This is a genomic window from Sphaerisporangium melleum (assembly GCF_014646695.1).
GTDB lineage: Bacteria > Actinomycetota > Actinomycetes > Streptosporangiales > Streptosporangiaceae > Sphaerisporangium > Sphaerisporangium melleum.
Window position 1 is genome coordinate 185136 of record NZ_BMNT01000012.1, and the last position, 11960, is coordinate 197095.

The window sequence follows — 11960 nt, forward strand, 5'->3', positions numbered from 1 at the left end:
GTGCGCAGGCAGGCGTCCACGCGCCGGGACGGCTGGGAGAAGACCGTCGAGGAGCAGGGCCTGGCCTACCATCGCTCCGCGCACCCGGTGCACCTGGCCCGCCCGTACTGGGACGAAGGGGTGCACTACGTCTTCGGCATGGACGAGGTCCTGGACCTGGAGCGCCAGGTCGAGGAGCTGCACGCCATGTGCCTGGAGGCGGTCGAGCACGTCATCGCCTCAGGCCGGCAAGGCGACTTCGCCATCCCCGCCTGGGCACGGCCGGAGGTCGAGGCGTCCTGGCGGCGGCGCGACCCGCACGTGTTCGGCCGCTTCGACCTGCGCTACGACGGGCGCGGCCCGGCCAAGCTGCTGGAGTACAACGCCGACACCCCCACCAGCCTGGTGGAGAGCTCGGTCGTCCAGTGGTTCTGGCTCAAGGACGTCCACCCCGGCGACGACCAGTGGAACTCCATCCACGAGCGTCTGGTCCAGCGGTGGCGGGAGCTGCCGCTGCAGAGCGGCCCGGCCCACTTCGCCTGGACGAACATGGACGAGACCGGCGAGGAGGCGATGACGCTCGGCTACCTGCAGGAGACCGCCGAGCAGGCGGGCCTGGTCACGGCCGCCGTCGCCATGGAGGACGTCGGCTGGGACGCTCGTGCGCTGCGCTTCGTCGACATGGAGAACCGGGTGATCCGCACGCTGTGCAAGCTCTACCCGTGGGAGTGGGCGGTGGCCGACCCGTTCGGGCCGCGGGCGGTGGCGCAGCAGGTCTCCATGACGTGGATCGAGCCGCTGTGGAAGATGCTGCTGTCCAACAAGGCGCTGCTGGCCGTCCTGTGGGAGATGTATCCCGGCCACCCCAACCTGCTGCCCGCCTACCTCGACGGTCCCCGCGATCTGCCCGCCCACATCGTCAAGCCGCTGCTCGGCCGGGAGGGCGCGGGCATGCGCGTCGTGACCCCCGCGGGCACACAGAGCACCGAGGGCGACTACGGCGCCGAGGGCCACGTCTACCAGGAGTTCCGGGAACTGCCCGATTTCGACGGCTGGCGCCCGGTGCTGGGCGCCTGGGTCGTCGGGGACGAGGCCGCCGGGCTCGGCATCCGGGAGACCTCCGGGCTGATCACCGACGACACCTCCTCCTTCGTCCCCCACCGCATCGCCTGAACGCGACGGAGGCGATCGCCCCCCGCCAGACCCGCTCGACCCGATCCGTCCCCACCGCACCGCCTAGCACGTCCAAGGAGCACCACGATGACCAACGCGCTCGCCGGCCCCCTCGGAGAGGCGCTCGGACGCGGATCCCTCGCCATCCTCGCGTACGCGATCTTGGGCGTGCTGCTGCTGATCGCCGGCTTCTACGTCGTCGACATGGCCACCCCCGGACGGCTGAGCAAGGTGATCCAGCACGACCGCAACCCGAACGCGGCGCTGCTCACCGCCTCCGGCCTGGCCGCCATCGGACTGATCGTCGCCGCGTCCATCTGGTCGTCCGGCGGCGCGCTGCAGGAAGGGCTGCTGGCCACGCTCGTGTTCGGCCTGACCGGCATCGTCGTCCAGGCGCTCGGCACGCTGCTGTTCGACCGGGTGGCGGGCATCAAGGTGCGCGACCTGGTGCGCGAGCCGTCGCTCCAGCCTGGCGCCGTCCTGCTCGCCGTCACCCACCTGGCCATCGGGCTGATCACCGCCGTGGCGGTCATCTAGGCCGCTCGCGTGGCACGCCGCGGCCATGTGCGCCGGGCGCGGCCACCGCACTCGAGCCGACCTGGCACCCTAGGGATGTGAACGACCGGGTACGCGAGGACACCGCACGACGGCTCGAACGGGCGATGGGAAGTCTCGGCACCGCCGCGATGAACCGCATGGACGAACGGCTGCCGTGGTACCGCGCGCTGTCGGCGGAGGACCGCTCGTGGGTCGGCCTGGTCGCCCAGGCCGGCATCGCCGCCTTCGTGGAGTGGTTCCAGCACGCCGACGAGGGCCGCCCCACCCCCAGCATCGAGATCTTCGGCACCGCCCCGCGCGAGCTGAAGCGCTCGGTCTCCCTGCAGCAGACGGTCGACCTGGTGCGCGTCGTCGTCGAGGTGGTCGAGGCCGAGGTGCAGGAGCTCGCCGCGCCCGGCGGCGAGGAGCAGCTCCGGCAGGCCATGCTCCGCTACACCCGCGACGTGGCGTTCGCCGCGGCGCAGGTCTACGCCCGCGAGGCCGAGGTGCGCGGCGCCTGGGACGCCCGCCTGGAGGCGCTCATCGTGGACGCGCTGGTGCGCGGTGAGGTGGACGACGGGCTGCACTCATGGGCGGCGGCGCTCGGCTGGACGTCCTCCCCCGTGGTGGTGCTGGCCGGGTACGCCCCGGACGCCGACCCGCAGACGGTCATCGACGGCATGCGGGACAAGGGCCGGCGGCTCGGCCACGACCTGCTGGCCGGTGTGCAGGGCGACCGGCTGATCGTCATCGTGGGAGGCGCCGACAGCATCAAGGACGCCGCCCGGCACGTCGTGCCGCGCTTCGGCCCCGGCCCGATCGTCATCGGACCGGAGGTCCCCGACCTGCACGCCGCCGCCAACTCCGCCCGGGCGGCCGTGGCGGGCCTGCGCGCCGCGCAGGGGTGGCCGGACGCCCCCCGCCCGGTGCTCGCCGAGGACCTGCTGGCCGAACGGGCGATCGACGGCGACGAGGACGCCCGCGCGCAGCTCATCGAGAACGTCTACAAGCCCCTGGAGGGCACTCCGCTGCTCGACACCCTGGCGACCTACCTGGAGCAGGGGACATCTTTGGAAGCCACGGCCCGTCTGTTGTTCGTCCATCCGAACACCGTGCGTTACCGTCTGAAGAAGATCACAGAACTGACCGGCTACCAGCCCACCGAGGGCCGGTCCGCCTTCACTCTGCAGGTCGGCCTGATCCTCGGGAGACTGTCGCGGGCAACCGTAACCTAACCAGGGTTCGGTAACGGTCCGGAAACCTTCGCTGGAGGTTTCCTACAAAGACCCACCGACAAAGTTCGTACGGATCATTAGCAGTGTGGTGAACTCCTACAGGGCATGGTGGATTTTGTGCTCGTCATCGTCGCTCCCGGGCAAGGCGCCCAGACTCCAGGCTTCCTGTCTCCGTGGCTCGAGATCCCCGGTCTTCACGACCGGCTGTCGGCGTGGTCGGACGTCACCGGCCTCGATCTGATCGCCTACGGCACCAGGGCCGACGCGGACGAGATCCGGGACACCGCCGTCGCGCAGCCGCTTCTGGTGGCGGCCGGTCTCGCCGTCGCCGAGGTGCTGCTGACTACCGAGGGTGACACCCCCGCGGGTCCGATCGTGCCGGGCGTGCTCGCCGGGCACAGCGTGGGTGAGTTCACCGCCGCCGCCGTCGCCGGCGTCCTCACCCCCGAGCAGGCGCTCGCGCTCGTCACCCAGCGCGGCCAGGCGATGGCCAAGGCCGCCGGGGTCACCGAGACCGGCATGACCGCGGTCCTCGGCGGCGACGAGCAGGAGGTCCTGGCCGCCATCGAGCGCCACGGCCTCACCCCCGCCAACATCAACGGAGCCGGCCAGATCGTCGCGGCCGGCACCACCGAGCAGCTCGCCGCCTTCGCGGCCGAGCCCCCGGCGCGGGCACGGCTGCGGCCGCTGTCGGTCGCCGGAGCTTTCCACACCCGCCACATGGCCTCCGCCGTCGAGCACCTGCGTGCCGAGGCCGCCCAGATAACCCCCGCCGACCCGCGCGTGACGCTGCTGTCCAACGCGGACGGCGAGTCCGTCCCGAGCGGCGCGGGGTTCGTCGAGCGGCTGGTCGACCAGGTGGCCCGCCCGGTCCGGTGGGATCTGTGCATGGCCACCATGACCGACCTCGGCGTCACCGCCATGATCGAGTTGCTGCCCGGGGGTACGCTGACCGGCCTGGCCAAGCGCGCGATGCGCGGGGTCGAGACGGTCGCGATCAAGACCCCCGACGACCTCGCGGCCGCCCGCGCCCTTACCACCAAGGAGTCCGGCCTGTGAGGATCATGCGAGGCGCCCCCGGCGCGAAGGTTCTCGCCTTCGGCGGATACCAGCCCGCCGGCGTGGTCACCAACGACGACCTCGCCAAGACGATCGACACCAACGACGAGTGGATCCAGAGCCGCGTCGGCATCAAGGAGCGCCGCGTCGCGGGCCCCGAAGAGACCGACATCGACATCGCCGTGCAGGCGGGGGGCAAGGCGCTGGCCGCCAGCGGGCTGTCGGCGAGCGAGATCGACCTGGTGATCGTCGCCACCTGCACGCTGGAGGCGCAGATCCCGAACGCCGCCGCCCGCGTGGCGCACCGCCTCGGCATCCAGGCCCCCGGCGCCTTCGACGTGAACGCCGCCTGCGCCGGTTTCTGCTACGCGCTGGCCGCGGCGGGCGACGCCGTGCGGGCCGGTTCGGCCACCAACGTGCTGGTCGTCGGCACCGAGAAGCTCTCCCAGTGGGTCGACTGGACCGACCGGGCCACCTGCGTGATCTTCGCGGACGGCGCGGGCGCGGCCGTGGTCGGGCCGTCCGAGACACCCGGCATCGGCCCGGTCGTGTGGGGCAGCGCCGGAGACAAGTCCGACGCCATCATCGTCAAGGACCGCGACTCCTTCCTGCACCAGGAAGGACAGACCGTGTTCCGCTGGGCGACCACCGCCCTTCACCCGGTCGCGCGTGAGGCGTGCGAGCGTGCGGGCGTGGACCCCGCAGAGCTGGCCGCCTTCGTGCCCCACCAGGCGAACCTCCGGATCATCGAGGCCATCGCCCGCAAGCTCGGCGCGGACAAGGCGGTCATCGCCAAGGACATCGTCCTGGCCGGCAACACCTCGGCCGCCTCGATCCCGCTCGCGCTCAGCCGCATGATCGAGCGCGGCGAGGTCGAGTCGGGCGGTCTCGCCCTGCTGCTGGGCTTCGGCGCGGGCCTGACCTACGCCGGCCAAGTGGTCGAGATCCCCTGATCTTGTACGGAAGGCCCGCACGGCGCGCCGTACACCGCAAGAGAAGCACCCGAATCCAAGGAGAAATCGCGACATGGCACTGACCGAGCAGGAGATCCTCGCGGGCCTCGGCAAGATCATCAACGAGATCACCGGCATCCCGGCCTCCGAGGTGACCCCGGAGAAGAGCTTCGTGGACGACCTGGACATCGACTCGCTCTCCATGGTCGAGATCGCCGTCGCCGCGCAGGACGAGTTCGGCGTCGAGATCCCCGACGACCAGCTCAAGCACCTGAAGACCGTCAAGGACGTCGTCAACTTCATCCAGAACTAGATCCACCTCAGGCGTCCGGCTCCGGCCCGGGCGTCTGAGCCCCCCATGCTTCGCGTCGAAGAAGGAGCGCACCAAGTGAGCAGAGATCGGGTACGTGTCGTTGTCACCGGGCTCGGCGTGACGACGCCCCTCGGCGGAGACGTGACCTCGACCTGGTCGGCGCTCCTCGCCGGGCGGTCGGGAGTGCGGCCCCTCACCGAGGAGTGGGTCGACACGGTGCCGGTGAAGTTCGCCGCCAGGGCCGCCGTCGAACCTGGCGAGGTCCTGCCGCGGCCCGAGGCGCGCCGCCTCGACCGCGCCGAGCAGTTCGCGCTGATCGCCGCCCGGGAGGCCTGGCAGGACGCGGGCGCGCCGAAGGTCGCCCCCGACCGGCTCGGCGTCGTGGTCGGCAGCGGCATCGGCGGCATCACCACCATCCTCGCCGCCTACGACACCTACAAGGAGAAGGGCTGGCAGCGGCTGTCGCCCTACACCGTCCCGATGCTGATGCCCAACGGCGCCGCCGGGTGGATCGGCATCGAGCTCGGCGCCACCGCCGGCGTGCACGCCACGGTCAGCGCCTGCGCCACCGGCGCGGAGTCCGTCGGCTACGCCCTTGAGATGATCAGGACGGGCCGGGCCGACGTCGTGGTGGCCGGTGGCACCGAGGCCGCCATCCACCCGCTGAACATCGCCTCCTTCGCCGCCATGCGGGCCATGTCCACCCGCAACGACGAGCCGGGGCTGGCCTCCCGCCCGTGGGACAAGGCCCGCGACGGGTTCGTCCTCGGTGAGGGCTCGGGCATCATCGTCCTTGAGTCCGAGGAGCACGCCCTGGCCCGCGGCGCGCGCATCTACGCCGAGGCCGCCGGTGTCGGCTACTCCGCCGACGCCCACCACATCGCCCAGCCCGAGCCGAGCGGCGCCGGCATCCGCAGCTCGGCGCGCAACGTCCTCACCGACTCCGGCCTCACCGGCCGGGACATCCTGCACGTCAACGCGCACGCCACCTCCACCCCCGCCGGGGACGTCGTGGAGGCGGTGGCGATCCAGGAGATCATCGGTGACCACCCGGTCGTCACGGCCACCAAGTCGATGACCGGTCACCTGCTCGGCGGCGCCGGCGGCATCGAGACCGTCTTCACGATCAAGGCCCTGTACGACCGCGTCGTCCCGCCCACCATCAACGTCGACGACCTCGACGCGGGAGTCGAGGTGGACATCGTGCGCGGTGAGCCGCGCAAGCTCCCCGGGGGCCAGATCGCCGCGATCAACAACTCCTTCGGCTTCGGCGGCCACAACGTCGCCGTCGCCTTCGCCAGCGTCTGATATTGGAGCGCCAGTGACCGTGCTCGACAACGAGGTGGCGGGCCCGCCGTCCGTGACGGAGCCCCCTGATCCTCGCGATCCACATATACGTCTGTCCGCCCTCTTCGATGAGGGCACGATCCACCTGCTCTCCCCGGCCGACGACCGCAGCGGCGCGCTCGCCGCGATGGGCCGCGTCGAGGGGACGCCGGTGGTGGCGTTCGCCAGCGACGCCCGCGTCCAGGGCGGCGCCATGGGCGGCGCCGGCTGCGAGCACATCGTGCACGCCTACGACGTCGCGGTACGCGAGCGCGTCCCGATCGTCGGCCTGTGGCACTCCGGTGGCGCCCGCCTGGCCGAAGGCGCCGAGTCCCTGCACGCGGTGGGCAGCGTCTTCGCCGCGATGACCCGCGCCTCCGGCGTGGTGCCGCAGATCTCCGTGGTCCTCGGCCCCGCGGCCGGCGGCGCGGCCTACGGCCCGGCGCTCACCGACCTGGTGATCCTGTCCGACCAGGGCCGCATCTTCGTCACCGGCCCGGACGTCGTGCGCAGCGTCACCGGCGAGCAGATCGACATGGCCGGCCTCGGCGGCCCCGAGCCGCACAGCAAGCGCAGCGGCGTCGTGCACATCGTCACCAAGACCGACGCCGACGCGGTGCTGCGGGCCCGGCGCCTGGCCGTGCTGCTCGGCCACCAGGGCCGCGTCCGCATGGACTCCGTGCAGGACGTCGACTTCTCCGGCCTGCTGCCCGACGAGCCCCGCCGGGCGTACTCGGTGCAGCCGCTGGTCAACGGCCTGCTGGACGAGCCCGGCGTCGAGCTGCATCCCAAGTGGGCGCCCAACGTGGTCACGACGCTGGGCCGCCTCGGCGGGCGCACCGTCGGCGTCATCGCCAACAACCCGATGCGGCTGGCCGGCTGCCTGGACTCCGCCTCCGCCGAGAAGGCCGCCCGGTTCGTGCGCATGTGCGACGCGCTCGGCGTGCCGCTGGTCGTCCTGGTGGACGTCCCCGGCTACCTCCCCGGTGTGGGGCAGGAGCACGACGGGGTCGTCCGGCGCGGCGCCAAGCTGCTGCACGCCTTCGCGGAGGCGTCGGTGCCGCGCGTCACCCTGGTCACCCGCAAGGCGTACGGCGGGGCCTACATCGCGATGAACTCCCGGGCCCTCGGCGCCACCAAGGTGTTCGCCTGGCCGACCGCCGAGGTCGCCGTGATGGGCGCCGTGGCGGCGGTCCGGGTGCTCAAGCGGCGTGAGATCGCCGCCGCCCCGGAGGAGGAGCGGTCCGCGCTGGAGGTGCGGCTGGCCGAGGAGCACGAGAAGCTCTCGGGCGGCCTCGACCGCGCCATCCAGATCGGCGTCATCGACGAGGTCATCAAGCCCGCCGAGACCCGCACCGCCATCGCCAAGGTCCTCGCCCAGGCCACCCCGGCCCGCGGCGCCCACGGCAACATCCCGCTCTGACCGTCCCGGCCGGCCTCCTGAAGGCCGGCAGCGGCCTCCGCGAGGCCCCGCACCCTCTGGTGCGGGGCCTCGCGGCGCTTACGGGTGCTTCCCGCTCCGTTTCCGGACGGCACGATGAGCGGCTCGGCGAGGCAGGACCGTACTCCGGAAGGTCGCGCACGGGGACACGTTCCGGGGAGGCACGGGCGAGGGCCCGCCAGGAAGCGCATTCGCATCGGCTCGCGGCGGCCGGGCCGCGCCGGATCCGCGAGAAGGGCCCTCCTCCGGGGAAGGCCGCGCTCCGGGAGGACGGGGTTCGGCAAGAGCCGGCAAGCCGCGGCGGCTCCGGGAGGTGCGGGCAGGCGATGACACGGCGCCGCGAGGGAAGGATCGGTGCCCGCGGGCCAGGACACCGATGAGGCGCGGGCTGGGCTCGGGGGCATGGAGGGGGCCTACGGGGCGGTGAAGAGCGGTTCTCCCGAGGGCGAGAACCGTCTTGGACCGGCGGAGTGCCCATCCGAGGCCGGTAGGTGTCCGCCTTCCGCCCCGCGTGGCGGGACCGGCACGCGGGGCATGGTGGCGCGGCGGTCACACGGCGGCGTGCAGCCAGCGGACCGGGGCGCCGTCGCCGGCGTAGCGGAACGGCTCGAGCTCCTCGTCCCACTGCTTGCCCAGCAGTTTGTCGAGCTCCTCCTCCAGCACCGCCCGGCCCTGGGTCGCCATCAGCATGACGTTCCGCAGCCGGTCCTCCGGGACCATGATGTCGCCGGACACGCTGATCATCGCGGTGAAGGCGCCGAGGGTCGGCGTGTAGGCGTGCCGGCAGCCGTCCACCCCCGGCGAGGGGTCCTCGGTGATCTCGAAGCGGATGCGCTGCCAGCCCATGAGGGACGAGGTGATCGCCGCGGCCGTGCCGGGGCGCCCCTCCCACTCGGCCTGTGTGCGCACGGTGCCAGGCTGGGCTGGCTGCGGGGTCCACGACAGGTCGACGGGTATGCCAAGGACACCCGCGACCGCCCATTCGATATGCGGGCACAGCGCGGGCTGAGCCGAGTGGACGTACAGCACGCCACGAGCAGACACCGGACCTCCCGTTTCGTACGAGGTGCGCCTTCCCCAACGTCCTCATACTGGGATGATCACAAGTGACTGAGGGAGAGACTACCGTCCGTCGTGGCGGGGCACCAGAGCCGGGTCATACCTAATCACGCTTGGCAACTCTCCGCATAGGGAAAGACGCACTCCGTGCTGGTCATTTCCTTGCTCATCCCAGGGAGGTGCCTGTCGTGAACGTGCAGGCAGTGGAGCATCTGCCGGGCCGCCGCGCCTTCATCCGGCCCGGCGTCCTGCTCACCCGCTCCCCCGTCGCCGCCGAGCGGTGGACGCAGTCCGCCGAGCGCGCGGGCGACCTGTTCGAGCTGCACCTGACGCCCGGCGCCGACCCGTGTGAGATCGCCGCCGCGCTCCGCGAGCGAGGGGTGGACGCCTCGCCCAACCATGTCGTCACCGGGCAACCGCTGTTCTTCGGCGGTCCCACCGGAGCCCCGCGGCCGGCGCCACCGCCCCGGCACGCCGCCGGCGAGCCGTCCCGGGTGACCGTCGCGGTGCTGGACACCGGCCTCGCCCCGCATCCCTGGTTCCGGGACGCCGACTGGTTCGCCGGGCAGCCGGGCGAGGTGCCGGACGCCGACGGCGACGGGCTGCTCGACGCCCAGGCGGGGCACGGCACGTTCATCGCCGGCCTGCTGCTGCGTCAGGCTCCCGGGACGCGGCTGCGCGTCGCGCGGGTGCTCGACGGCAACGGCGTGGGCGACGAGGCCGGAGTGCTGCGCGCGCTCGGCGTCCTGCGCGACACCCACGTCGACGTCCTCGTGCTCTCCTTCGGGTGCCACACGTACGACGACCTGCCCTCGCCTCTTGTGGAACGCGCGCTGGGCGCCTTCCCGCACACGGTGGTCGTCGCCTGCGCGGGCAATACGGGGTCCTCGCGCCCGTTCTGGCCGGCCGCCCTGCCCGGCGTGATCGCCGTGGCCGCCCTGGACGCCGCCGGGAGCGGGCGGGCACGCTTCTCCGCCTACGGCCCCTGGGTGGACGCCTGCGCGCGCGGCGAAGACTTGACCAGCACTTTCGTGGACTTTCACCCGTTCGACGGCTACGCGATGTGGAGTGGCACGTCGTTCGCGACCGCCGTCGTCGCCGGGGCCATCGCGTCCGCCGCCCGGCACATGTCCGCGCAGGAGGCCGCACGGCACGTCCTGCAGTCCGCCGGCGCCGGGCGATTCCCCGATCTCGGGGTTCATGTCCCCGGACCCCGCTAGTCTGCTCACGCAGCGCACTCTCCCCACCACGTGAAGTCATCGATGCCATACGATCTGGACCACCTCGACGAGACGGCCTGGCGTGACCTGGTCGCCCGCTTCGGCTACCGCATGTGGGCCGTCGCCCGTGCCATCGGCCTCGACCCGGCCGATGCGGGCGACGCCGTGCAGGCCGCGTGGCTGCGCCTGCTGGAGAGCCGGCACACCATCCGCGACCCCGAGCGCGTCGGTGCCTGGCTGGTCACCACGACGCGGCACGAGGCGGTGCGGGTCGCCCGGCGACGGGCCGGCGATGGGCCGTCCGGCATGCCCGCCGAGATCGCGGCGCCGGACGCCGACCCGGCCACCATGACGCTCACCGACGACGAGGGGCGGCGACTGTGGGCGGCCGTCGACACGCTGCCCGGTCCGTGCCGCGCGCTGGTCCGGCTGATCGTCATGGCGCCCGACGCGAGCTACGCCCAGCTGTCCCGGCGGCTGGACATGCCCATCGGCAGCATCGGCCCCACCCGCATCCGCTGTCTGAAGCGCCTGCGATCCCTGATGAAGGACCAACTGTGATCGACGACGACTTCCTGCTGGCCGCCCTGCGCATCGCCGCGGGAGCCGACCCGGTCCCGGCCCGCGTCATCTCCGACGCCCAGGCCGTCCACTCCCTCCGCCTCCCCGGCGCCCTGATAGCGGCCCCCGTCCCCCTCCCCTCGCCCGCCGAGCAGGCCCCTACCGGCGACGGGCACGAGGGCGACGCCCAGGGCCACCGGCCCGGAACGGCGTGGCCGGACGAAGCGCCACCGCTCCCCGGCGCCCGGCCGGTGCCGGAGCCGCCACTTCCGCCCGGCACCGGATCGCCTTCCCGCCCGCAGTCCCACCCCGGATCATGGGAGCCCTGGTCCGGCTTCGGACCACCGCCACGTCCACAGCCCTCGGCAGGGCCGGGACGACCCGGCGCAGGGCCCCCATCCGGCACCGGCTCCCGGCCCGGCTCGGCGCCACCGCCCGGTTCAGAGCCGTGGCCGGCTCCAGGGATGCCGCCCGGTTCAGAGCCGTGGCCGATTCCAGGGATGCCGCCCGACCCGTGGCGGTGGCCGGATCCGGGACCGTTGCCGGGCATCGGGCCCGGGTCGGCGCTGCCCAGGGTCCCGGCCGGGGTGCGTTCCGGCGGTCACGGAGCCTGGGAGGGGCAGCCACACCTGCTGCGCTTCGCGGGCGGCGGGCTGAGCATCGACGTCGAGATCACCATGGGCGACTCCCACCTCGACCTCGCCGGCCAGGTGCATCCCGCGGCGGCCGGAGGAACGCGCGTCGAGATCAGGACCCCGCACCTCAGCAAGATCCGCTTCACCACCGAGAGCGGCGCCTTCGCCACCACCGGGCTGCCACACGGCTGGCTGAGCATCGTCTGCCACCGCGTCGACGCCCCGCCGGTGGCCACCCGCTGGCAGTGCTTCCGCCCTTGACCCGCTCACCTGGCCATTCCGGACACCACAGGTGTTACCGCACGCCATCACGCAGCGCCCGAACCCGTCCCCGATACCGCCGGTCCCCTTCTTGAAACCCTCCAAGGCCTCCGCTCATGACACCCCCGCATCCCCACGACCGAGCCCTCACCCCCGCCCCCGAACCCATCCCCGACACCGCCGGTTCCCTCCATGACCCTCCACGACC

The 11960-nt window shown here is 72.7% G+C and carries 12 protein-coding genes; 11 read left to right on the top strand and 1 reads right to left on the bottom strand.

Features of this window, described 5'->3' with window-relative positions:
- The 8 genes from IEY93_RS12950 (at position 1) to IEY93_RS12985 (ending at position 7998) form a co-directional block, all read left to right on the top strand.
- Positions 1-1152: a glutathionylspermidine synthase family protein gene (locus tag IEY93_RS12950; protein ID WP_189163268.1), complete on the top strand. Its 1152-nt coding sequence runs from the start codon at positions 1-3 to the stop codon at positions 1150-1152.
- 87 nt (positions 1153-1239) lie between these two features.
- Positions 1240-1689 carry a DUF350 domain-containing protein gene (locus IEY93_RS12955; RefSeq protein WP_189163269.1) on the top strand — a complete coding sequence of 150 codons (450 nt, stop codon included), beginning with the start codon at positions 1240-1242 and terminating at the stop codon, positions 1687-1689.
- A gap of 125 nt (positions 1690-1814) precedes the next feature.
- Positions 1815-2924: a PucR family transcriptional regulator gene (locus tag IEY93_RS12960; protein ID WP_189163285.1), complete on the top strand. Its 1110-nt coding sequence runs from the start codon at positions 1815-1817 to the stop codon at positions 2922-2924.
- 117 nt (positions 2925-3041) lie between these two features.
- Entirely contained in the window at positions 3042-3983 is a 942-nt protein-coding gene (locus tag IEY93_RS12965) for an ACP S-malonyltransferase (RefSeq protein ID WP_189163286.1), read from the top strand.
- Between the two features lie 5 nt (positions 3984-3988).
- The gene (locus tag IEY93_RS12970; protein WP_189163287.1) at positions 3989-4936 is read left to right on the top strand and encodes a beta-ketoacyl-ACP synthase III; all 948 of its coding nucleotides are present in this window, start codon (positions 3989-3991) and stop codon (positions 4934-4936) included.
- Positions 4937-5009: 73 nt separating this feature from the next.
- Entirely contained in the window at positions 5010-5249 is a 240-nt protein-coding gene (locus tag IEY93_RS12975; RefSeq protein ID WP_189163270.1) for an acyl carrier protein, read from the top strand.
- Positions 5250-5294: 45 nt separating this feature from the next.
- On the top strand, positions 5295-6557 hold the full coding sequence (gene fabF, locus IEY93_RS12980) for a beta-ketoacyl-ACP synthase II (protein WP_189163271.1): 1263 nt from the start codon (positions 5295-5297) through the stop codon (positions 6555-6557).
- A 13-nt stretch (positions 6558-6570) separates the two neighbouring features.
- A complete protein-coding gene (locus IEY93_RS12985; RefSeq protein WP_189163272.1) occupies positions 6571-7998 on the top strand; it encodes an acyl-CoA carboxylase subunit beta in 1428 nt (475 codons plus the stop codon).
- Between the two features lie 567 nt (positions 7999-8565).
- Here IEY93_RS12985 and IEY93_RS12990 read toward each other — a convergent pair.
- On the bottom strand, positions 8566-9060 hold the full coding sequence (locus tag IEY93_RS12990) for a DUF3145 domain-containing protein (RefSeq protein WP_189163273.1): 495 nt from the start codon (positions 9058-9060) through the stop codon (positions 8566-8568).
- Positions 9061-9263: 203 nt separating this feature from the next.
- Here IEY93_RS12990 and IEY93_RS12995 point away from each other — a divergent pair, with 203 nt between their 5' ends.
- Genes IEY93_RS12995 through IEY93_RS13005 form a run of 3 tightly spaced genes read left to right on the top strand, consistent with a single transcriptional unit; the run spans position 9264 to position 11752 of the window.
- Positions 9264-10295: a S8 family peptidase gene (locus tag IEY93_RS12995; protein ID WP_189163274.1), complete on the top strand. Its 1032-nt coding sequence runs from the start codon at positions 9264-9266 to the stop codon at positions 10293-10295.
- 42 nt (positions 10296-10337) lie between these two features.
- Entirely contained in the window at positions 10338-10856 is a 519-nt protein-coding gene (locus IEY93_RS13000) for an RNA polymerase sigma factor (RefSeq protein ID WP_189163275.1), read from the top strand.
- Positions 10853-11752 (top strand): hypothetical protein, encoded by a 900-nt coding sequence (locus IEY93_RS13005; protein ID WP_189163276.1) that lies wholly within the window; start codon positions 10853-10855, stop codon positions 11750-11752. The genes IEY93_RS13000 and IEY93_RS13005 overlap by 4 nt, the downstream gene beginning before the upstream one ends.
- The last annotated feature ends 208 nt before the right edge of the window (positions 11753-11960 follow it).

What these genes read in the sequence shown, in the direction of transcription:
- fabF (WP_189163271.1), top strand. Translation starts at nt 5,295, where the DNA reads ATGCTTCGCGTCGAAGAAGGAGCGCACCAAGTGAGCAGAGATCGGGTA.
- IEY93_RS12955 (WP_189163269.1), top strand. Translation starts at nt 1,240, where the DNA reads ATGACCAACGCGCTCGCCGGCCCCCTCGGAGAGGCGCTCGGACGCGGA.
- IEY93_RS13000 (WP_189163275.1), top strand. Translation starts at nt 10,338, where the DNA reads ATGCCATACGATCTGGACCACCTCGACGAGACGGCCTGGCGTGACCTG.
- IEY93_RS12975 (WP_189163270.1), top strand. Translation starts at nt 5,010, where the DNA reads ATGGCACTGACCGAGCAGGAGATCCTCGCGGGCCTCGGCAAGATCATC.
- IEY93_RS12970 (WP_189163287.1), top strand. Translation starts at nt 3,989, where the DNA reads ATGCGAGGCGCCCCCGGCGCGAAGGTTCTCGCCTTCGGCGGATACCAG.
- IEY93_RS12960 (WP_189163285.1), top strand. Translation starts at nt 1,815, where the DNA reads ATGGGAAGTCTCGGCACCGCCGCGATGAACCGCATGGACGAACGGCTG.